General features: G+C 63.4%; 20 protein-coding genes. 9 read left to right on the forward strand and 11 right to left on the reverse strand.

The window, feature by feature from the left end; all coding sequences use genetic code 11:
• From CFE428DRAFT_RS25280 to speD, 4 genes are all read left to right on the forward strand, one after another.
• A partial coding sequence (locus CFE428DRAFT_RS25280) for a reverse transcriptase domain-containing protein (RefSeq protein WP_042725782.1) occupies window positions 1-870 on the forward strand: 870 nt, incomplete at its 5' end.
• 197 nt (window positions 871-1,067) lie between these two features.
• Window positions 1,068-2,582, forward strand: a complete 1,515-nt coding sequence (locus CFE428DRAFT_RS25285) for a polyamine aminopropyltransferase (RefSeq protein ID WP_006982525.1) — start codon at window positions 1,068-1,070, stop codon at window positions 2,580-2,582.
• Window positions 2,579-4,165, forward strand: coding sequence for an FAD-dependent oxidoreductase (locus CFE428DRAFT_RS25290; RefSeq protein ID WP_006982526.1), 1,587 nt, complete (start codon window positions 2,579-2,581; stop codon window positions 4,163-4,165). The genes CFE428DRAFT_RS25285 and CFE428DRAFT_RS25290 overlap by 4 nt, the downstream gene beginning before the upstream one ends.
• 1 nt (window position 4,166) lies before the next feature.
• A complete protein-coding gene (speD, locus tag CFE428DRAFT_RS25295; protein WP_006982527.1) occupies window positions 4,167-4,511 on the forward strand; it encodes an adenosylmethionine decarboxylase in 345 nt (114 codons plus the stop codon).
• Window positions 4,512-4,513: 2 nt separating this feature from the next.
• Here the strand turns inward: speD and CFE428DRAFT_RS25300 are convergent, their stop codons facing one another.
• The 7 genes from CFE428DRAFT_RS25300 to rtcR all read right to left on the reverse strand — a co-directional run bounded on the left by CFE428DRAFT_RS25300 (window position 4,514) and on the right by rtcR (window position 13,281).
• A complete protein-coding gene (locus CFE428DRAFT_RS25300; RefSeq protein WP_006982528.1) occupies window positions 4,514-5,911 on the reverse strand; it encodes a GntP family permease in 1,398 nt (465 codons plus the stop codon).
• On the reverse strand, window positions 5,908-6,681 hold the full coding sequence (locus tag CFE428DRAFT_RS25305; RefSeq protein WP_006982529.1) for a 3-hydroxybutyrate dehydrogenase: 774 nt from the start codon (window positions 6,679-6,681) through the stop codon (window positions 5,908-5,910). Before CFE428DRAFT_RS25305 ends, CFE428DRAFT_RS25300 begins: the two co-directional genes overlap by 4 nt.
• The gene (locus CFE428DRAFT_RS25310; RefSeq protein ID WP_006982530.1) at window positions 6,678-8,534 is read right to left on the reverse strand and encodes an AMP-binding protein; all 1,857 of its coding nucleotides are present in this window, start codon (window positions 8,532-8,534) and stop codon (window positions 6,678-6,680) included. The genes CFE428DRAFT_RS25305 and CFE428DRAFT_RS25310 overlap by 4 nt, the downstream gene beginning before the upstream one ends.
• 103 nt (window positions 8,535-8,637) lie before the next feature.
• Window positions 8,638-9,762, reverse strand: a complete 1,125-nt coding sequence (locus CFE428DRAFT_RS25315) for a thiolase family protein (protein WP_042725797.1) — start codon at window positions 9,760-9,762, stop codon at window positions 8,638-8,640.
• 99 nt (window positions 9,763-9,861) lie between these two features.
• Window positions 9,862-10,356, reverse strand: a complete 495-nt coding sequence (locus CFE428DRAFT_RS25320; RefSeq protein ID WP_006982532.1) for an endonuclease V — start codon at window positions 10,354-10,356, stop codon at window positions 9,862-9,864.
• A gap of 153 nt (window positions 10,357-10,509) precedes the next feature.
• Window positions 10,510-11,343, reverse strand: a complete 834-nt coding sequence (locus CFE428DRAFT_RS25325) for an NAD(P)-dependent oxidoreductase (protein ID WP_006982533.1) — start codon at window positions 11,341-11,343, stop codon at window positions 10,510-10,512.
• 318 nt (window positions 11,344-11,661) lie between these two features.
• Window positions 11,662-13,281: an RNA repair transcriptional activator RtcR gene (gene rtcR, locus CFE428DRAFT_RS25330; protein WP_006982534.1), complete on the reverse strand. Its 1,620-nt coding sequence runs from the start codon at window positions 13,279-13,281 to the stop codon at window positions 11,662-11,664.
• A 229-nt stretch (window positions 13,282-13,510) separates the two neighbouring features.
• Here rtcR and CFE428DRAFT_RS25335 point away from each other — a divergent pair, with 229 nt between their 5' ends.
• From CFE428DRAFT_RS25335 to rtcA, 3 genes are all read left to right on the forward strand, one after another.
• On the forward strand, window positions 13,511-15,067 hold the full coding sequence (locus CFE428DRAFT_RS25335) for a vWA domain-containing protein (protein WP_006982535.1): 1,557 nt from the start codon (window positions 13,511-13,513) through the stop codon (window positions 15,065-15,067).
• A 700-nt stretch (window positions 15,068-15,767) separates the two neighbouring features.
• Window positions 15,768-17,282 carry an RtcB family protein gene (locus CFE428DRAFT_RS25340; RefSeq protein WP_006982536.1) on the forward strand — a complete coding sequence of 505 codons (1,515 nt, stop codon included), beginning with the start codon at window positions 15,768-15,770 and terminating at the stop codon, window positions 17,280-17,282.
• 172 nt (window positions 17,283-17,454) lie between these two features.
• Complete coding sequence (gene rtcA, locus CFE428DRAFT_RS25345) at window positions 17,455-18,483, forward strand: RNA 3'-terminal phosphate cyclase (protein ID WP_006982537.1); 1,029 nt, start codon at window positions 17,455-17,457, stop codon at window positions 18,481-18,483.
• 544 nt (window positions 18,484-19,027) lie between these two features.
• On the opposite strand, the gene CFE428DRAFT_RS40060 is transcribed toward rtcA, so the two are convergent.
• The gene (locus tag CFE428DRAFT_RS40060; RefSeq protein WP_237705565.1) at window positions 19,028-19,351 is read right to left on the reverse strand and encodes a VOC family protein; all 324 of its coding nucleotides are present in this window, start codon (window positions 19,349-19,351) and stop codon (window positions 19,028-19,030) included.
• A gap of 175 nt (window positions 19,352-19,526) precedes the next feature.
• Here CFE428DRAFT_RS40060 and CFE428DRAFT_RS25355 point away from each other — a divergent pair, with 175 nt between their 5' ends.
• Entirely contained in the window at window positions 19,527-19,949 is a 423-nt protein-coding gene (locus CFE428DRAFT_RS25355; RefSeq protein ID WP_006982539.1) for a VOC family protein, read from the forward strand.
• A 203-nt stretch (window positions 19,950-20,152) separates the two neighbouring features.
• Window positions 20,153-20,791 carry a hypothetical protein gene (locus CFE428DRAFT_RS25360; protein WP_006982540.1) on the forward strand — a complete coding sequence of 213 codons (639 nt, stop codon included), beginning with the start codon at window positions 20,153-20,155 and terminating at the stop codon, window positions 20,789-20,791.
• Between the two features lie 4 nt (window positions 20,792-20,795).
• Here the strand turns inward: CFE428DRAFT_RS25360 and CFE428DRAFT_RS25365 are convergent, their stop codons facing one another.
• The 3 genes from CFE428DRAFT_RS25365 to CFE428DRAFT_RS38480 form a co-directional block, all read right to left on the reverse strand.
• Complete coding sequence (locus CFE428DRAFT_RS25365; protein WP_131989986.1) at window positions 20,796-21,173, reverse strand: hypothetical protein; 378 nt, start codon at window positions 21,171-21,173, stop codon at window positions 20,796-20,798.
• Between the two features lie 87 nt (window positions 21,174-21,260).
• On the reverse strand, window positions 21,261-21,665 hold the full coding sequence (locus tag CFE428DRAFT_RS25370) for a type II toxin-antitoxin system VapC family toxin (protein ID WP_006982542.1): 405 nt from the start codon (window positions 21,663-21,665) through the stop codon (window positions 21,261-21,263).
• Complete coding sequence (locus CFE428DRAFT_RS38480) at window positions 21,662-21,871, reverse strand: ribbon-helix-helix domain-containing protein (protein ID WP_006982543.1); 210 nt, start codon at window positions 21,869-21,871, stop codon at window positions 21,662-21,664. Before CFE428DRAFT_RS38480 ends, CFE428DRAFT_RS25370 begins: the two co-directional genes overlap by 4 nt.
• Between the last annotated feature and the right edge of the window lie 32 nt (window positions 21,872-21,903).

Here is a 21,903-nt window from a genome sequence, read left to right on the forward strand (position 1 = left end):
CGCAGTGCCCACGAGGCGCTGGAAAAGATCCGGCAGAACTTGATCCATGGGCGGAGCAGCATCTATGACGCCGACCTGGAAGGCTACTTCGATAGCATTCCGCACGAGCAACTCATGAAATGCGTGAGGATGCGGGTGGTCGACGGCAGCGTGCTGCGGTTGATCGAGCAATGGTTGCGAGCGCCTGTGGAAGAGGAGTCCAAAGGAGGTGGCCGGCGGCGGCGGCGGCGTCCGGAGAGCGGGACCCCGCAGGGCGGAGTCCTCTCACCGTTGTTGGCCAACATCTACCTGCACTGGTTCGACCATGCCTTCCACGCGGTGGAGGGTCCGGCGCAATGGGCCGGAGCGGTCCTGGTCCGCTATGCGGATGACTTCGTCATTATGGCGCGGCAAGTGGGGACGAAACTGGAAGAGTTCGTGCGGGCGAAAATCGAGGACTGGCTGGGGCTGAAAATCAACCGGGAGAAAACCCGCGTGGTGGAGGTGCGAGAGCCCTCTGCGGAGCTGGAGTTCCTCGGTTACAGCTTCCGGTTGGACCGCGACCTGGGTGGGCGGAAAATACGCTACTGGAACATGCAGCCTTCGGCCAAAGCGCTGGCGCGTGAGCGCGAGAAGCTCCGTGGGTTGATCAACCGTCGGCGTGGCTGCCAAGCGCTGCCCGAACTGATCGCCGAACTCAACCGTCATCTGCGCGGCTGGGCCAACTACTTCGGAGCCGGTTACAGCCGCAAGGCGTTCCGGGAAATCAACGCTCAAGTCAGTCGGCGGCTGGCGCGTCATCTGCGTCGCCGCAGTCAACGAGGGTGGCGACCACCGAAAGGTACTTCGATCCACGCTCATCTCCAGCAACTTGGCCTGATCTACTTGTGAATGCCTCGTCCAAGAACGTTCTGCGAAAGCCGGATGCGGGAAATCTGCACGTCCGGTTTGACGAGGGGAGGGGCGGTCGACGGTCATGGCCATTACGGCTCTCATTCCGTCACCCCCCTCCTACTCTACCGTTTAAAATTTCTTTAGTTGCGGCTCCGCCGCGCTAAGTCCTCTGCGTTAAATCCAGCCGTCACCAAATGCACGACCGCGGCCTCCGCCTTCTGCTCCTCGCGTCGGTCTTCACCATCGCGACTTGCGGGCTCATTTACGAGCTCATCGCCGGCACCATCGCCAGCTATCTCCTCGGCGATTCCGTCCTGCAATTCTCCACGGTCATCGGCGTCTACCTTTTCGCCATGGGCATCGGCTCGTGGCTCTCGCGTTATGTGGAGAAAAATCTCCTCGGCGTTTTCATCCAGGTCGAATTCCTCATCGCCCTCTTCGGCGGTTCCGCGGCCGCGGGACTTTTCGCGCTCTTCGCCTACGTCAGCTCCTTTCGCGTCCTCCTCTACGCGATCGTCCTCATCATCGGCACGCTCGTCGGCCTGGAGATCCCGCTGCTCCTCCGCCTCCTCGAGGGACGCCTGCAGTTCAAGGATCTCATCTCGAAAGTCTTCACCTTCGATTACATCGGCGCGCTGCTCGCCTCCCTGCTCTTCCCGCTCGTCCTGGTCCCTTACTGCGGCGTGGCGCGCTCCGGATTTCTTTTCGGCATCCTGAACGGCGTCGTCGGGCTCATCGCGCTTTGGGCCTTGTGGGATCAAGTGCCGCGCGCCCGCCTGCTGCGCCTCAGTGGCCTAGCCGTGCTCGCGCTGCTCATCACTGGCTTCGCCTTCTCCGAGCGCATCATGACCTGGAGCGAAGCGGCCGCCTACGGCGAGGACGTCATCTTCGCCAAGTCGACGCCCTATCAACGCATCACCATCACCCGCCGCGACGATGACATGCGGCTCTATCTCAACGGCAACCTGCAATTCAGCACCCGCGACGAGTACCGCTATCACGAATCGCTCATCCATCCCGGTCTTTCCCGTCTGCCGCACGCGCGGCACGTGCTGGTCCTCGGCGGCGGTGACGGCCTCGCCGTGCGGGAGATTCTGCGCTACCCGCAAATCGAAAACGTCACGCTCGTCGACCTCGATCCTGCGATGACGCGCCTCTTTTCCACGCAGGAAATGCTCACCGTGTTGAACCGCGGAGCGCTGACTGCCCCGCGCGTCCATGTCATCAATGGCGACGCCTTCGCCTGGCTGCGCGCCAATCGCGAAGTCTTCGACTTCATCGTGGCGGACTTTCCCGATCCCTCGAATTTCTCCATCGGCAAACTCTATTCCACCGCCTTTTACCAGCGCGCCAAAACCGCGCTGGCCGAGAATGGCGCCATGGTCATCCAGTGCACGTCTCCGTTTGTCGCGCGCAAAAGTTTCTGGTGCATCGACGAAACGCTGCACGCCTGCGGCCTCGTCACCGAGCCGTATCACGCCTATGTCCCTTCCTTCGGCGAATGGGGTTACATCCTCGCCTCGCCGCGCCCCCTCTCGCGGGACTTTGAGCTGCCCGGCGGATTGCGTTTTCTCGACCAGGGCAATCTCGTGTCGCTCTTCGAATTCCCGCCCGACATGGCGCGTGTGTCAACGGATATCAATCGCCTGAACAATCAGGCCCTCGTGCGCTACTTTGAAATCGAGTGGGCCCGCTATTCGCGCCAATGAAAACGCGGCGCGATTTCCTGGCAACGACCGGCGCGGGTGCCGCGGCTCTGCTCGCGGGCTGCCACCGGGCATCGGCCACTTACCCCGGCAGCATTGTCGGTGCGTCTTCCGCCATCGGCCATCGCCTGCGCGATGGAACTTTTCCCACGCCTTCCGAGACAATCGAGACAAAGGTCGTGATCGTTGGCGGCGGCATCAGCGGCCTGGCCGTGGCGCGGCGTCTGGATCATCACGGCATGCGCGAATTCCTGCTGCTCGAACTCGAGCACGAAGCCGGCGGCAACGCCGCCAGCGGACGCAACGCCGTCTCCGCCTACCCGTGGGGCGCACACTATGTGCCTCTGCCGAATGAGGAATCCACCGAGGTGCTCGCCCTCTTCGAGGAACTCGGACTCACCCGCGGACGCGGCACGAATGGCGCGCCGATTTTCGATGAGGAATCGCTCTGCTCCGATCCGCTGGAGCGCCTCTTCGACGCTGGCCGCTGGCAGGAAGGCCTGCTCCCGCAGATCGGCATCACCGATGCCGATCGTCGCCAGTACGAAGCCTTCTTCACCCGCATGGTGCAATTCCGGGACCGGCGCGGCAGCGATGGGCGGCCAGCCTTCACCATCCCGCTCGATCTCAGCTCCCGCGATCCCGAGCTGCTCGCCCTCGATCGGATCACCATGGCCGAGTGGTTGCGGACCCAACATTTCGACTCCGTGCCGCTGCTCTGGCACGTCGACTATTGCTGCCGCGACGATTACGGCGCCGGCATCGCCCATGTCTCCGCGTGGGCGGGCGTCCACTATTTTGCTTCGCGGCGAGGCCGCGCCGCCAATGCGGATCCCGATGCCGTCGTCACCTGGCCCGAGGGCAACGGTTGGCTCGCGCATCAACTCGCCGCGCCACTCCGCGAGCGCCTGCGCGGCGGATACGTCGTTTTCAATATCGAGCAAAACGGCGAGGACGTCTTTGTCGATGCCTTCGATCTCGCCCGCGAGCGCAGCGTCCGCCATCGCGCGCGCGGAGTGGTCTGCGCCGCGCCACGCTTCGTCGCGCAACGCATCGTGCGCGGTCTCTCGCCGACGAGTGGCCTCGAGTATTCCCCGTGGATGGTCGCGAACATCACCGTCGACACCCTGCCGGGGGGCAACGGCGCCGCGCTGGCCTGGGACAATGTTGCCCGCGCAAGCGCCTCGCTCGGCTACGTCGTCGCCACGCATCAGGACATCACTCTCGTCCCGCAGCAATCCGTGCTCACGCACTACTGGCCGCTCGATGTCGTCGATCCGCGCGACGCCCGTCAACAAGCCATCGCCAGGACGCATCGCGAATGGTGCGACCTCATCGTCGCCGATCTCGTGCAAATTCATCCCGGCATCGAAGAGCACATTCAGAACATCGACGTCTGGCTCTGGGGCCACGGCATGATCCGCCCTGTGCCCGGTTTCATCTGGGGCGAGGAACGCGCCCGCATGTTGCCACCGCACGGTGCCGTCGTCTTCGCACACTCCGACATGAGCGGCATTTCCATTTTCGAGGAAGCCTTTACCCGCGGCACCCACGCCGCCGATTCGCTCCTGCCGCTCCTCGCCTGACATGAACGCGCCCCTCGCCCGCCATACCCTGCTCGAGCTCCACGACTGCGACGCCCGCCTGCTCAACGCGCCCGCCGATCTCAAGGAACTCCTCCTCGAAGCCGTGCGCCGCGGTCACGGCACGATCGTCACCGACGTCTTCCACACCTTCAGCCCGCACGGGGTGAGCGGCGTCGTCGTTATCGCCGAATCGCATGTCGCCATCCACACCTGGCCGGAGCACAGCTATGCTGCCGTGGACATCTTTTCCTGCGGCACCAAGCTCGACCACACGATCATCCGCGACTGGATCCAGCAAGGCCTCCACGCCCAACGCGCCGAAAGCCGCGAGCTCACGCGCGGCTGAAATCAGGCCAGGCCGGTGAGATGATAGGTCACGATCACCACCAGCACCGCCAGCGTCTTGAGACACGTGATGACGAAGATATCGCCATAGGCCTGGCGATGCGTGAGACCGGTGACCGTGAGCAGCGTGATCACCGCGCCGTTGTGCGGTAGCGTGTCCATCCCGCCGCTGGCCATCGCCGCGATACGATGCACCACTTCCAACGGAATGCCGGCCGCATGCGCATTTTGCGCAAAGGTATCACCCATCGCCGCGAGGGCAATGCCGAGGCCACCTGACGCGGAGCCGGTGATCCCGGCCAGCGAGGTCACGGTGATGGCTTCATTGACCAGTGGGTGTGGAACGGATTTCAGCGCATTCGCCACCACCAGAAAGCCGGGCAGCCCGGCGATGACCGCACCAAAACCGTACTCCGATGCGGTATTCATCGAGGCCAGCAGCGCACCGCTGATCGCCGCTTTCGAGCCCTCGGCAAACCGGGCCGTGACCGGTTTCCACGCGCAGGCCAGCACCATGAGAATCCCGCCGAACAACGCGCCTTCCACGGCCCAGATGGCCGCCACTTTCGCGATCTCCTGCGTGACGGGCGCGGCTTTGCCGATCACTGCAGGCACAAACGAGTGCGTCTCCCCGTAGAGGCGGGGAATGTAAATCGTGAAGACCTTGTTCAAGATGCCGACCAGCACGAGCGGCAGGAGGGCCACCCAGGGATTGGCCAGGCGATCGTGAGCGAATGGCTCCGGCTCTTGCTTCAAATCGGCGCCGTATCCTTCCCCAGCAGCGATCGCCAGTCCTCCCCGCCAGCGCAGATACAGCACGCCGGTAATGAGGATGAACACCGCGCCGATGCTCCCGAGCCACGGGGCGGCGTAGGCGTTCGTTTTGAAAAATGGAATCGGAATGATGTTCTGGATCTGCGGAGTGCCCGGGAGCGCATCCATGGTGAACGTGAACGCGCCCAGCGCCACGGTGGCGGGAATCAACCGCTTCGGCAGGCCGCTCTCGCGAAAAAGTTCGGCCGCGAAGGGATAGACCGCGAAGACGACGACGAACAGCGAGACACCGCCGTAGGTCAGCAACGCGCAGACCGCGACGATCGCGAGGATGGCGTGCTGGGGCCCAGCGATGCGGACCACGGCAGCGACGATCGATTTCGAAAAACCGGAGAGCTCAATGACTTTCCCAAACACCGCCCCGAGCAGGAAGACGGGGAAGTAAAGCTTCAGGAAGCCGACCATCTTGTCCATGAAGAGGCCGGTAAACATCGGTGCGACGAGTGAGGGATCCGTGAGCAACACGGCGCCCAGCGCCGCCACCGGCGCGAAAAGAATGACGCTGTGCCCGCGATAAGCCGCGTACATCAATAGCGCCAGCGCCGCGAGGATGACGAGGCAACTCATTGCGCCGTCCAGCCACCATCGATGGCGATCGCCTGCCCCGTGACATTGCGCGCCAGCGGGCTGATGAGATACTCGATGGCGGCGGCGACTTCCTCAAAAGTGATGAAGGCCTTCTTAGGCATCGGCGCGAGCATCACTTTGTCGATCACTTCATCCTCCGAAATCCCCCGTGTCCGAGCCTGCCCGGCAATCTGCGCATCGACCAACGGCGTGCGGATGTAAGCCGGACAAATCGTATTGCTGGTGATATCGACGCCCCCCGTCTCCAGCGCCAGCACCTTGGAGAAGCCGAGCAGCGCATGCTTCGCCGCGGTGTAGGCCGACTTGTAAGGCGAAGCGATGAGGCTGTGTATCGAACCGATATGAATGATCCGGCCGAAGTGATGCGCGCGCATCCCGGGCAACACCGCGCGCGTCATGAGAAACGTCCCTTTCAGCATCACGTCGTTCAGCAAATCCCATTTCTCAACCGGGTATTCCTCGATGCCTGCGACATGCTGCAGTCCGGCGTTATTAATCAACACATCGACCCGCGTGTCGCCCAATTCCGCGAGCAACTGCCCGATGCTTTCCTCGGAAGTCACATCGAGCGCAAAAGCACTCGCGTGACCGCCCGCCGCGTGAATCTGCTTCACCGTCTCCTCGGCCGCGTCGAGGTTGAGGTCCGTGGCGAAAATGGTATGCCCCGCGCGAGCCAGCGTGGCGCCGATGCCACGGCCCAAGCCGCTGCCGGCGCCGGTGATGAGAATATTGCGATCGTGATGTTTCATGGGGAAAGCACGCTGTAACGCGCCCGCAATTCGCGGCGCATGACTTTGTTGGAGGCGGTGCGGGGCAGCGCATCGATCACGACGACATCGTGAATTTTGAAAAGCGGATTGAGCTCACGCTTGATCGCGCCCTGCATCGCCGTGGCGAGCTGCGCCTTGTCCGACGCGCCGGAGCAGACCGCGTAGATCACGAGCTGGCTCGGTCCGCCGTCCCGGTCGGCCACGGCGATCGCCGCCGTCTCCGTCACCCCCGGCACGCCGCGCAAAGTTTGCTCGATCTCCGCCGAGCTTACCTTGATCCCACCCAGATTCATCGTGTCATCCGCCCGCCCCAGCGCCCGCCAATAGCCACCCGGCAGCCGTTCCATCTGGTCACCATGCCGCCGCAGCACTTCGCCCGCGGGCCCACGCGGTGTACCGGCGAAATAGGTTTCGTGATGGTCCTTGTTGAGCAGCGTATTCGAAAGACCGATGGACGGCGGCACGAGGAACAACTCGCCGATGTCCGCCGTTCGCTCCTCTTCATCGAGAATCATCACCTCGAGCCCCAGCGTCGGGGTGTTAAAAGTCCCCGCGGCCATCGGGCGCGCGAGCGTGTTGGTCATGTACGCGCCGCCGATCTCCGTCCCGCCGCAGTACTCGATCACCGGCTTGCCGCCGGCAAATTGCATGAGCCACCGCATGTCGTCCGCGCGCGAACATTCGCCGGTGGAAGCGAAGGCCTCGATTGCGCTCCAATCGAGCCCGTCGAGACATCCGCTTGTCCGCCACGTGCGCACCAGGCTCGGCACCAGACCCAACACGGTTGCCCCGCTCGCCTCCACGAACTGGCCAAATCCTTTCCCCGTCGGCGCGCCGCAATACAGGCCGATCGCCGCGCGATTCATCAACGCGCCGAAGATCAGCCATGGTCCCATCATCCAGCCGAGATTCGTCGGCCAGACGACCACATCGGCCGGCTGCACATTCACGTGAAAGTGGGCGTCCACCGCGCACTTGATCGGCGTCGTGTGTGTCCACGGGATCGCCTTCGGGTCGCCCGTGGTCCCCGAGGAGAAAAGGATGTTTGTTGTATCCGCCGGCGCACGCGGCTCGCATTTCAGCGGCGCCTCCATTGCTAGAAATTCCTCCCATGCGTAATCCCCGATGCGCAGCGGCTGCTTCAAACTCCCCGCCGCCGGCAGCACGATGCAGCGCGGCGCGCCGGCCTCGATGGCCTGCGCGTAAAGCGGATGCGATTTTCCCGCGCGAACCTGCACATCCTGCGTGAACACCCCCACCGCCTCGGCGATGCGCAACCGCGTTGCGATCTCGCGCGGAGCAAAGCTATCCGCGATCCCCACCACCGCGCATCCCGCGGCCACAATGCCCAGGTAGATCGCCACCGATTCCGCGGTCATCGGCATGAAGATCGCCAGCGCGTCCCCCGGCTGATAGCCGAGCCAGCGGAGATTCGCCGCTACGCATCCTACGAGCGTCTGCAACTCGCCGAAAGTCATCCGGACCATTTCACCACCCTCGGTTTGGTGAATGATCGCCGTGGTCTTCTGCGGCGCGGTAAAGCAACTCTCGACGATATTCATCCGCGCGCCGGGGAGCCACTCTGGTGCTTCCTCGCCCCGCGAGAGATCCACGACCTCCCGATAAGGCTGTTGAAAACGCACCCCAATCCGCTCGATCGCCAGCCGCCAATATTCCGCGCGGTGCTGCACCGACCAGGCGTGCAATTCCTCGTACGTGCCCTTCCCGGTTTCCCGCATCAGCCATCCCACATTGGTCGTGTCGATGAATTCCTCGGTGGGCGTCCAATCGGCTGCCGGAGTTGAGTTCGTTTCGTCGCTGGGGGAAAGCATCGCAGAAAGATTCAGTTCTTAATCTTAATCTTACTCCTAATCTTAATCTGCATTCGTGGGGAGGGATTAGAGTAGATTAGGATTAAGAGTAGAAAACTTCCGCTCACGGCCGCTCCACCACCATCGCACACCCCATCCCGCCACCCACGCACAAAGTCGCCAGCCCGCGCTGCGGCCGGCGATGGGCGAGATGGACGAGCAACCGCGCACCGGACGCCCCGATCGGATGCCCCAGCGCGATCGCCCCGCCATCCACATTCACCCGCCCCGGATCCAGCCCGAGCTCCTGCACGCAGGCCAGCGATTGCGCGGCAAAGGCCTCGTTCAATTCGATCACATCGTATTCGCTCACGTCGCGCCCCAGTTGCCGCGTCGCATGCACCGGCCCAAGCCCCATCTCCGCCGGCTCGCAGCCCACCGCCACGCTGGCCGTGATGCGCATCATCGGCTGCAGCCCCAATTCGCGCCCGCGCTCCTCGCTGCACACCACGAGCATTGCCGCGCCATCATTGATGCCCGACGAATTTCCCGCTGTCACCGACCCACCCTCGCCAAAGGCTGGCTTCAATGTCGCCAGCGATACCGCCGTCGTCTCCGGCCGCGGGTGTTCGTCCTGTGTGAGCTTGTCCACCGGCACGATCTCCTCCCGGAAATTTCCCGCGGACAGCGCCGCGGCGTAGCGCTCCTGGCTGGTCGCTGCAAATGCATCCTGCGCCTCGCGCGAGATACCATATTTCTGCGCCAGCCGCTCCGCGGTCACGCCCATGTGCACATCGCTGAAAGCGTCGATCAATCCATCGCGCAACAGGCTGTCGATCAGCACGCCGTCGCCCAGCTTGTAACCCGAGCGCGCGCGGTTGAGCAGATACGGCGCATTCGACATCGATTCCGTCCCGCCGCACAACACCATGCGTGCCGCGCCGCTCTCGATCGCCTGCATGGCCAGCCGCACCGCCTGCATGCCCGACGCGCACATCATGTTCACGGAATACGCCGGCACCGATACAGCGAGCCCCGCACCGAGCGCGATCTGCCGCGCCACATTCATCCCTAGCCCGGCACCGAGCACATTCCCGACGGTTACCTCATCGATCCACGCTGGCTGCAGTGCGGCGAGCGCCGCTTTCGCCGCCGCCACACCGAGATCCACCGCGGATTTCTTCGCCAGCGCCCCGAGAAATCGCCCCTGAGGGGTACGTTTGGCGGCGACAATCCAGATCGGTTTCATATTCATGCTTTAAAGGAGGGACGCGCTCCTGCGCGATCCCAAATCTTCGATGACCCGTCATCGAGAAAATTGGGGAACGCGCAGGAGCGCGTTCCATCGTCAGCCGCGCCGGCAAAGATCATCCACCCGTTTGAGCAGCGTCGGGATGCGGTGCGCTCCGTGCATTGACCGCACCCGTTCGGCCGCCACGTCCACCGGCACGCCCTCCGCTGTCACATAGAGCGGCTTCTGACTCGTGCCGCGCAATATCTCCTGAGCCCTATCGGCGCCTTGGAACTTCGTCTTCGCCACGCCGATGATCACGCTGCCTCCGCCCAGCGCCTCGTGCAAATGTGCGCCCAGGCCCGGCGTCGCCGTCCCCTCCAGCCACACATACCCATCGATGATCACCGTCTCGATCGGCGGCAACGTCCGCAACACCGCCAGCAGGCACGGCAGCTCCCGTCGGTAGAATTGCCCCGGCTCATAAGGCTGGACCTCCGTGATCTGCACGGTCCGCTCCTCCAGTGCGATCGCGTCGCTCCAATCGCGAAAGACCACCGCCGCGGCACAGGCTCCCGTATCGCGGTAATCCACGTCAAGGCAGGCGAGCATACGGCACGCGGTCTACAAGTGTTTTGCCTGCCTTTCGAGGAGAAACGCCAGCGATCCGCACTGCGCCAGCGGCAGAGTGGCAGCGGCATCCCTGACGCGATGTGTTTCACGATCAGCGGCTGGAAGCCGCAGCCACTTTCCACCGTTTCACGGTTACTCTTCCTCCAGCAGGCGAATGAGCCCGATGAAATCATCCTCCTTCCACCCCGCCTCCATTCCCCGCTCGTAGCTCTGCTTGAGCAGCGCCGTCTGCGCCAGCGTGAGCGACATCTTACCCGCCGTCTCCATGGCCAGGCGCAAATCTTTGGCCATGTGCTTGAGCGAAAATTGCGGCGAATAATCCTGCTCCCGCAGCTTCGGTTCCTTGAGATCGGCCAGCGGGGAATGTGCGGCATTGCGACCGAGCGCGGCGAAGTAAGCATCATCCGAAATGCCCGCCGCGCGGCAGAGCGTGAGACTCTCGCAAATGGTCTGCGCGATGCCTGCGATGTTCATGTTCATCGCCAGCTTCAGCGTCGAGGCCGAGCCCGTCGGCCCGACGTGCAGGATGGCTTTCGAGATCGGCTTCAACAGCGCCTGCGCGCGCTCCACCACTTCTGCCGAACCACCGAGGTAATACACCGTCTCCCGTTTCGCCGCGGCGGCCTTACTCCCGGTGAGAGGCGCCTCCAGGAAAGTCGCGCCCGTCTTCTCCACCTGCGCGGCAAATTTCAGCGTCCACTCCGCGGAAATCGTGCTCGATTGCACCACCATCTGCCCCTTCCCGATCCGCGGCAGCACCTCTTCCAGCACCGACTGCACCGCTGCCGGATCAGCCACCACGATGAAGATCGCCTCCGCCCCCTCGATCGCTTCGGCGATGGTCTTGTAAAAGTGCGGGAACTCCTTCGGCGTGCGGTTCCAGCACCGCACCGCATTTCCATCCGCGATCAAATTTTGCGCCCAGGCGCTGCCGATGATTCCGAGGCCGAGTACAGCGATATTCATAGACTTCTATATTCGTCTCTACCATCCGTGCCGGGGGCAAGTTTTTGCTGCTGCGGGTCGCGGTTGTAACGGCAGTTTATGATCTGATCTTTACCTACCTCTTTGTCAGCTGGATTTGGATGAGCGCGATGAATGCGCCACTGGGAGCGGCGACTTCCCAGTCGCTGAGCGTTCCCAACGCGCGAAGCGCCACTTCTTGGCGTCACTACGCGACGCGGGGCGACTAGGAAGTCGCCCCTCCCAGGGGAACGTGGAGACGCTCACTCCTTCATGGCCCCAAAGTGATGGGCCGGGGAAAAGTTGTGGGTCAAAATCAGGTCATAGACCGCCGCGAGAGTGAGCGGTCGCTTTGCTCCAAGTCAGATCGAAGCGATCGAGGTACTTGCGCAGGCGGTCGGCATCATTGGTCACCTTGCGTTTCTCGCGGCTGACGGAAAAGAGGCGGCGACCGGCGTCGCTGATCGTGGGACTGCTGCGGCAGACGCGCAGGACGCAGGCGAGTTGTGCCCGGTCGAAAAGATCCAGCTTCGCTGCCGCTTCTGCTCCGAGCACTGCGTTGAGCAGCGCGTCATCCGAATCGACCGGCGCGGGCGCACTCCATCCACCCAGCAAGCGCTGGATTTCCGCGTCGAGCACCGCGCGTGTGATGCGCCCGCCGGGCGCGAGCGTGGCCATGCGGGTGACGGCGGCATTCAGGTCGCGAAAGTTCGCGCTCCAGCGCGCCTCGGGGGAGCGCGCAAATTTCAGAAACGCCGCGCGCACGTCCTTCGCCATGCTGATCCGCCGCCCCGCGCGTTTGCCTGCGGATTCCAGCTCATGGTCGAGATTCGGCTCGATGTCCTCGGAGCGCTGCGCCAGGCCGGGCAGTTGGAAGGTCCAGAGGTTGATCCGCGCGAGAAGATCTTCGCGAAATTTTCCGATGCGCACCGCTTCCAGGAGGCCGCGATTCGTGCCGGCGATGAGCTGGAAATCGCTCTCCACCTCGCGATCGGCGCCGACGGGGAGGAAGCGCTTTTCCTCCAGCGCGCGGAGGAGCATCGCTTGTTCATCCGCGCCGAGTTCGCCGATCTCATCGAGGAAAAGCAGCCCGCCATCGGCGAGACGCAGCAGCCCGGTGCGATCGCGTTGCGCACCGGTGAAAGAACCGCGCACATGGCCAAAGAGCGTGCTCGTCGCGGTGTCGCCGCGCAGGGTGGCGCAGTTCACCTCCACGAAGGGACCGCTGAGTTGATGGCGCTGTTTCTTGAGCTCGAAGACGCGCCGCGCGAGCGAGGATTTTCCCGCGCCGGTCGGACCCATGAGCAGGATCGGTTCGCGCGAAGCCACGGCCACTTGCTCGATTTCCTCGATCATGCGGTTGAAGGCCGGGTTGCGCGTGGCGATGCCGCTCTTCAAAAACGTCCGCGCTTCGCGCTGTTCCTCGGCAAAGCGCGCGGCGATGCGATCGTAGCGCGAAAGGTCGAGATCGATGATGGCGTAGCGCCCGGGCGAGCCACGTTCGCGGTCATCGGGTGGTGAAGTCTGGATGAGCCGCGCCGGGATGTGCCGCGATTCGGCGAGGAGAAACAGACAGATCTGCGCCACGTGCGTGCCGGTGGTGATGTGCACCAGATAGTCCTCGCGTTCCGGCTGGAAGGGATAGCTTCGCGCGAAGTCAGCGAGCGCGCCGTAGACTTCTTCGAAATCCCACGCGTCGCGAAATTCCACCTCATGCCGCCGCACCTCGGTCTCGGGCGAAACGCCGGCGATGTCCTCGGCCACGGTTCCGCCTAGCGAAGTCGCCTTGCGATCGTGCAACAGCTCCAGCCGATCCACGAGCAGCTCCTCCTGCTGGCAGAGCGAAACGGTCGGCCGCCACATTTCCCAGCGCCGCGGGCCGACGCCGCGATCCAGTTGCGTGCCGAGGAGACCGAGGATGACGAGTTTCTTCGCAGGCATAGCGTGCAAGATAAAATACTAGCGTATCCGCTCGTATAGCGAGTGAAAAAGCGATCGGTGGCCTTGGCGAGTTGTGACGCCGAAACAATTTTCTACCTGCTGGTGGTAAGGAACTTACGCCCCCACTCCAGAGCTCGGAAAGAGAGCCGTGGCACGCCGCGAGCATTACTCCCTCACGTTCGCTCAACCAGCGATTCACCAAAACGAAACCCCAAACCCGAATACGATCATGGCCAACAAATCCCTGTTTTCTTCCTTTGTCGGGCGCCAGCAACCCCAAGCCGATACCCGCAACGAAGCTGGCGGACCCGCCTACCGCTTTTCCACCAAGCACGCCCTCGCCCAATACGCCGTGACCGGCTGCTTGAATTCCACCTTCTACGCCAGCGCCACCGCGCAGCTCGCCCAAGTGCTGAAGCTCGCCGCCGCCGCGGATGCCGAATTCGTAGCCAAGACCGCCCTCTACTGCCGCACCCGCGGTTACATGAAAGACATGCCCGCGCTGCTCTGCGCGACCCTCGCCGCTCGCGATGGCGCGCTGCTGGCCCGCGTGTTCGATCGCGTGATCGACGACGGTAAGATGCTGCGCAACTTCGTGCAGATCGTCCGCAGCGGCGTGCTCGGTCGCAAGTCGCTCGGCTCCGCGCCGAAGCGCCTCGTGCAGCGCTGGTTTGAACAGCGCGACGATACCCAGGTCTTCCGCGCCGCGGTCGGCCAGAGCCCGTCTCTCGCCGATGTGATCAAGATGGTCCACCCGCGCCCGGCCGACGCCGCCCGCGAGGCGCTCTACGGCTGGCTCATCGACCGCCCGCACAATGCCGACGCGTTGCCTCCGCTGGTCCGCCAGTTCGAGGCCTTCAAACGCGGCCACTCGAAGGTCGCGCCCGACGTGCCCTTCCAGATGCTCACCGCGCTTCCGCTCGGTCGTGCCGCGTGGCAGTCCATCGCCGGCCAGGCTCCGTGGCAGATGACCCGCATGAACCTGAATACCTTCGCCCGCCACGGCGTGTTTGACGACCAGGTGCTCACCCGCCAGATCACCAACCGCCTGCGCGATCCGCACAAGGTGCGCCGTGCCCGCTGCTTCCCCTATCAACTCCTCACCGCGTATCACTCCGCCGATAAGGCGGTGCCCGCCGCCGTGCGCGATGCGCTGCAGGACGCGATGGAAGTCGCGACCGAAAATGTGCCGGCGATCCAGGGACGCGTGTTCGTCTGTCCGGACGTGTCCGGCTCCATGCAGTCGGCCGTAACCGGAAATCGCCCCGGCGCCACCACGCAGACCCGCTGCATCGATGTCGCCGCGCTCGTCGCCGCCGCGGTGCTTCGCACGAACCGCGATGCCGAGGTGCTCGCTTTCAGCGATCACGTCGTGCCCTGCGAGCTCAATGCCCGCGACAGCGTGATGACCAATGCGCGCAAGCTCGCCTCGCTGCCCAGCGGCGGAACGAACTGCTCCGCGCCGCTGCGTCACCTGAACGCGCAACGCACCGAGGGTGACCTGGTGCTCTTCGTTTCCGACAACATGTCGTGGGTCGATCGCCAGGGCGGAGGCCGGAGCACGGCGACCATGCAGGAGTGGGAGAAATTCCGCTCGCGCAACCCGCGCGCCCGTCTGGTGTGTCTCGACGTGCAACCCTACGTCTCCACGCAAGCCGCGGAGCGCGAGGACATCATGAACATCGGCGGTTTCTCCGACGTCGTGTTCGAAATCATCGCCGCCTTTGCCGCCGGAGAATTGAGCCCGGAGCACTGGGTCGGCTTGATCGAAAAGATCGAGCTGTGAAGCCGAAGCCCGCCTGCGCAATTGGGCGCGGGCGGGCGAGGCCGCAAAAACTTTCGCCGAATGCCGGTGGGACTACATCTAGAAAAATGCGTCTCACTAAATTTTGTCGGCGAACTCTTTCTGTTCTTTGAAATTTTGATTTTCGTGAGCGTGCCGAATGCCGGCACGGACTACATTGATAAAGCGCTCCTTCGGGAGCGCGACGGGATTCAAAGCCCGATTCCGCTTCGGTGGAAGTTGTCCTGCCAATGGTTGTCGGCACGCTCGCACACCGGCCTTCGTGACGAATGCCGTGCGGAACTACATCACATCGCTGGTCGCGGGTTCGATTCCCGTCCTGGTCGCAAGATCGGGTAGCTCAGTTGGTAGAGCATCGAAATGTTTCGCCAAAAACTCGTCGTCACGAATCTTGGCCACCGCCCCTTTTGCGGCGAATGCCGATGGGACTACATCCCTACGAAGGACGAGGTAGCGGGTTCGACTCCCGCCGGCTCCATTTTTCGACGGAGCTGTAGCTCAACGGTAGAGCGCGTATTACGTCTCATCATTCTTGTCGTCGCAAAACTCTTTCTGTCCCTCCTACTCTTAATCGTAATCTTAATCTTAATCCCCATCGGATGCCTCGCGGTTCGGAGATTAAGATTACGAGTAAGATTAAGATTAAGAAGCGGCCCCCGCCACCTTTCCAACTTACCCAAACATGAACACCGAGTCCCTCTCTCCCCATTCCATTAACGTCACCGGCGAAGCCACCGGCTTCCTTCCCGCGCCCGGTTCGCGCGGTAAGCCCATCACCGTCATCGGCACCGAAGCCATCCGTGGCTCCTTCGATGCCAAGTGCCTCGAGCAGGCCATGAATTCGCGCGGCGCCCCTGGCGTGACCGATCTCGTGCTGAACCCCGATGCACATGCCGGCTACGGCGCGCCCGTGGGTTGCGTGCTCGTCTCGCCCACGCACGTCTATCCCGGCCCCGTGGGCGTGGATATCAAATGCTCGATGAGCCTGCTCGCCCTCGATCTCCCCGCCGATGCCGTGGCCGATAAAGCCACCCGCCGCGCCTTGATCAATGCCATCTGCGAACGCACCCCGACCGGTGCCGGCCGCGGCCAGCGCACCGCCAGGAAATCGCGTCACGTCTCGCCCGAGCTCGGAAAACAGCTCGTCGTCGAAGGCGCCTCGCGCGCCGTGTGCGATGCGCTCGGTATCCCGCCCGCCTGGGCGGAACGCTGCGAGGATTCCGCGCACGTCGGCCACGATCACACCCACGCCGCCCTCGGCCTGCGCCTCGAGCGCCTGCTCGCTGGCGGCGCGCTGCCGAAGTTCGACGACAAGATGACCCAGCTCGGAAGCTACGGCGGCGGAAATCACTTCGGTGAATGCGAAGCCGTCGAGATCGGCGACAACGATCGCGCCCGCAAAGCCGCCGAGACCTTCGGCCTGCGCGATGGCGGCCTCGCCTTCCTCTCGCACTGCGGGTCCCGCGGCTTCGGCCACAACCTGGCCAGCGGACAATTCCGTGCGCTCCAGCGTTTCTTCGAGACCTGGGGCCTGCCCTTGCCCGGCCAGGACAAGGAACTCGTCTACGCCCCACTCGGTACGCCCGAGGCGGATGCGTATCTCGACGACATGGCGCTCGGCGCGAACTTCGCCACCGTGAATCATCTGCTGATCAACGCCCTCGTCCTCGAGGCGTTCCAGGAGATCATTCCCGGTGCCACCGGCCGACTCGTCTACTTCATCAGCCACAACATCGCGCGCCGCGAGATTGTGGATAACCGTGAAGCGTGGGTGCATCGCAAAGGCGCCACGCGCGCGTTCCCTGCCGGCCACCACGCCCTGCGCGATACGCCCTTCGCCGAGACTGGCCATCCCATCCTGCTGCCGGGAAATCCCACCGCGGGTTCCTGTGTGATGGTCGCCGAACCTGGCGCCGACAAGAGCTGCTACTCGGTGAACCACGGCGCCGGCCGCGCCAAAGGCCGCAAGGCCGCCATCCGTGAACTCGACCAGAAAACGGTCGATGATGAATTCATCACCCACGACATCCTGACCAACTGCCGCTTCTACCCGAAGGATGAAGCGCCCGCCGCCTACAAGGACTTCAACGAAGTCCTGCGCAGCGTCGAGCGCGCCGGCCTGGCCGCCGAAGTCGCCCGCCTGCGCGCGCGGTTTGTCATCAAGGATTCGGATGAATCGCTGGGAGGGGCGGCGTAGGAGAAAGGCAGAACACCCAACGTCCAACGTCCAATCGGCGCAATCGTTTGCGCAGTGGCTTCTCTTCATTGGATGTTGGGTGTTGGACGTTGGATGTTGGATGTTCAAATCTAGACGTTCTGTTTTGACCGGTAGCACGTCCTCCCACTTTTCACTTTTCACTTTCACTCCCATGAGTCTTCTCACCATCGACGGCGCCGCGGGCGAAGGCGGCGGGCAGATCCTGCGCACCTCGCTTGCGCTCTCGCTCGTCACCGGCCAGCCCTTCCGCATCGTCAACATCCGTGCCGGACGTAAAAAACCCGGCCTGCTGCGCCAGCACCTCACCGCGTTGCAAGCCGCGACGCAGATCGGCAACGCCGCCGCCGATGGCGCCACCATCGGCTCGCAGGAACTCGTCTTCCGCCCGGAAGCTCCACGCGCGGGCGAGTACCGTTTTGCCGTCGGCACCGCTGGCAGCACCACGCTCGTGCTGCAAACCGTCCTGCCCGCGCTCATCCGTCTCGGCGAACCCTCGCGCCTCATCCTCGAGGGCGGCACGCACAATCCCTTCGCCCCGCCGTTCGATTTCCTCGCGCGCACCTTCCTGCCGCAACTCGCCCGCCTCGGCCCCGTCGTGGAAACGCACCTCGTGCGCCCCGGCTTCTATCCCGCCGGCGGCGGCAAACTGGAGATCACCATCACGCCTGCCAAAACGCTCCAGCCGCTCGACCTCCTCGATCGCGGCGCCGACGCCGCGCGCCGAGTCGCCGCCCACCTCGCTGCGCTCCCCGCGAGCATCGCCGAACGCGCCTTCGAGCAATTTGAAAAACGCCTCGGCTGGCCTCGCGACGCTTATGAAATCGTCGAGCACCCCGCTGCGTACGGTCCCGGCTTCGTCCTCGTCGCCGAAGTCGCCTCGGAAAAAATCGTCGAGGTCTTCACCGGCTTTGGCGAACGCGGCGTGCGCGCCGAGCAAGTCGCCGATGGGGTCATTGACCACGTGCGCCACTATCTGGCCCACACCGCCCCAGCCGGCGAATACCTCACCGACCAGCTCCTGCTCCCGCTCGCCCTCGCGGGCCGCGGCGCCTTCCGCACCGCCGGCCTCTCCCGCCACGCGCAAACGAACATCGCCGTCATCGAGCAATTCCTCCCACAGCGCTTTGCCCTCCGCGCCGCCGACAGCGACGGTACTGAAGTGCACATCGGCGCCGAGTGAAGAACGGGGCAGCGGCACCGCCCACGGAGGGACACGCTCCTGCGCGCTCCCCATTTTAGGTTGGGTTTGCGAATTACCTTTGGCGAGGCGTAGCTTGGCAGCGTTTTGGAGTGCGCCTGTCCTCTCTAAGCATGGCCCACATCTTTGCTCGGTGTTTGGGCGTCGATACGGATAACGCCTTGGGAGCGGCGACTTTCCAGTCGCCGACCAGGACCAACGCGCGGAGCGCCATCTTTGGGGCGTCGCTCCGCGACGCAGGGCGACTGGAAAGTCGCCCCTCCCAGTGAGCCGCAGCCGATTTCCCCGCTGTCCTAAACCTCAAAAAGATGTGGGTAATGCTTAGAGAGGACTACCGCTCCAGGAACGCTAGCGTCTATGGCGCACTTTTCCGAATTCGGAACCCAACCTAAAATGGAGAACCGCGCCAGAGCGCATCCCTCCGAGTGATCCATTCAGAAGATCGTCCACACTCCCGGCGTCAGCATTTCCAGCAGATGCCCGTCGGGATCCCGAAAATAGATGCTCTCGCCGCCGCGCTCCCAGGTCACTCGGCTTTCGACCTCCACCCCGTGCGTCTGCAGATGCGCTTCCCATTCCGCCAGCGTCTCCGAAGGAACGGAGAAGCCCGATGTGCACCGGCCCCTGTCCCATCGTGCGGCGGCACCACGCCTCCCGGCAAACGAGAGGGTGTCAGCGATGTGCCTTGCAAGAAAAGCAACAGCACATGCCGGTCAGCGACACTAAAGGCATGAAACCGCGCATCGCCGGTCAACGATTTCAGGCCGAGAATGGTTTCATAAAAGTGGACCGCTTGCGCGATGTCTTTCGTATAGAGGGCCGTTTCAATGATGCCGGTGATCGTTTTCATGATGGGCAATGTCATGGACATCCCTAGCTTGGCACATCTTGTCTGATTCCGCGCGCGGCCAGGCAGAGAAGAAGGGCGGGCCCCTTTTTTTGGAGTCGGCGCGGCCAGCCCGCTTTTTGCCTGACACACCGCGGCAGCGCCGCAAAATGCGCGCCTCACTCCGGTCCTCAAATTCATGAAACCACGAATCGCGGCACTCACTCTCGGCGTCGATGACCTGGAACGCGCCCTGCGATTTTATGGCGATGGCCTCGGCTGGAAAACCGAAGGCATCGTCGGCACCGAATTCGAACACGGCGCGGTGGCCTTCTTCGACTTGCAGCCCGGCCTGATCCTCGCCCTGTATCCGCGAACCAGCCTTGCCTACGACGCCACCCTGCCGCCCGGTCCACGCAGCGAGACCGAATTCACCATCGGCCACATGGTAGCCTCCGCCGCGGAAGTCGACGCTGCGATGGAACTGGCCGGCCGAGCCGGAGCAAAGATCGTTAAACCCGCCGGCCAGACTTTCTGGGGCGGTTACGCCGGCTATTTCCAGGATCTCGATGGGCACTTGTGGGAAGTGCTGTGGAATCCGCATCTGCCTCTGCCGGAATAGGTGACAGCGCGGTTGGCAACTCCGTCGTCGGAGGGATGCGCTCCTGCGCGTCCCCAATTGCCGATCACCTTCGCCCCGAAAGTCAGGGGAACGCGCAGGAGCCCATCCCTCCTCAGGAAATTCACCCCGCGCACATGTCTCTTCGTCATTCCCCCAATAAACTCCCGCCCCCAAGGTTACGGTTACATCCCCTCCCTCCCGCCATGCCCTCCCTCCGCTTCCCCATCGCGTGCCTCACCCTCGCCAGCGCCCTCTGCGTGGCCCCGTCCCTCCACGCCGAGGACCTGAAAAGCATCGCCGCCGCCATCGACGGCTACCGCTACGAATTCCCCTGCAAAGACCCGATGCCGGAAAACCCCAAGCCCGGCGCCGACGGTGTTTCCGCGCGCGCCACGAATGACCCGGCGACGAACGACAAATTCACCGACGTGAAGAAATTCGGCGGCGACCCGGCCAAGCGTTACAAGGTCACCCTCCGCGTGCGCGGCGTGGTCGAGCCAATGATGTACAAGGACGGCCAGATGGACGGCGACCTCTTCTACATCGGCGGCGAACCGAACAACGCCACCTACAACATCTACGAGCTGAGCGTCTCCGCCCCCGAGTCGCATTATTTCTTCAACCGCCAGGACAAAGTCGGCCACCGCATCTTCACCATCGACTATACGAAGACGATCGAGATCCAGGGCGGCGCCACCCTCACCTTCCACGGCGACGGCCAAAACGGCCGGATGATCACCAACTTCCTCAAACTCGTCGTCCCCGAAGTCCCGCCCGCCCCGCAGCCCTACAACGGCCAATTCATCCAGCTCAACGTTACCGACGTCAGTGAGGTGAAGTAACCAGTCAGCGACCGCTGACGTGAGCGGCACCGAGCCCCTTCGCTTGAAGGCGATCGCGGATGTATTCGGAAAGCGGTTGGTGAAAGCGGAAACAAGCAAATCCTTCGCAGACCGGCTCGGCGCGGCTGAAGAGCGAAGCAGGCAAATTCTTCAGAAGAGCACTGCGCCGTTCGACCAATACTTCAAAGCAATAGCCCACCACCCACGGGCTGGGGTGGGAGAAGTGCCGGAGTATTTCCGCATCGGAAATAGAAGTGCTCGCGACAATCTTCCGCAGCGCGATCAACTCCGGATAAGTCGTGGCACTCGGTCCCGCAGGGCCAATGTAGATGGCGTCCGACGCCGCCCACAGCGGGAAGAACGCCTTCAATGATCGGATCATCCCCGCGCGCAGAGCCAGGGAATACACGAGCCGTAAGAAAAGTCGGAGGATCATCGATGGCCGGCGCGGAAAGAGGCGACGAAGCAGTTAACGGCCGGGCGGCATGATGACCGGGATGGCCTCCCGCCCATTCCGTCGATAAACGCGAAAATCTCCATCGACTGTGATGACCGGTAGCTTGGGGTGCAGTTCGCTCAGCCGGATGAGACAGAGATCGGCCAGATCCGGCGCTTGATCAGCATAACGTTTTGCCAGTGCGGTGAGCCTCGACTGATGGCTCTCGATCGCGAAGGCCACCCGGACGAGCCCGGTCTCCAGCATTCGCAACACGAGGGCGCTGTTGCGCAGATGAAAGGCCGCCTCGGCCAGGACAGGCTCGCAGGTCAGCAGTGGTTCCTCCACCCGCTCCGCCAGCGCATGCGCCCACGGAAAGAAGCGATCCCGCCGCGCGGCGAACGCGACCAGAAACCCCGTATCCGCAATCCCGTTCATCGCTGAAACCCACGCTTCTGGCTCAAACCGGGCTCCCCTTCGACACTCCCCGCCAGATCGAGAAACGCCTGCCGCGCCTGCCGCGTCCGCGAAATCTCCAATTGCTCCCGCACGATGCGCCCCTTCGGCAACCCCGTCCGGCGAGCCTCCTTTTCCAGCCACTGGCTCAATTCCTTCGGTAGACGAACGGTGATTGTATTACTCACGGATCAAAATGTAAGACAAGAATGTCCGATTG

Origin of the sequence: Chthoniobacter flavus Ellin428 (assembly GCF_000173075.1) — a bacterium.
Classification (GTDB): Bacteria; Verrucomicrobiota; Verrucomicrobiia; order Chthoniobacterales; family Chthoniobacteraceae; genus Chthoniobacter; species Chthoniobacter flavus.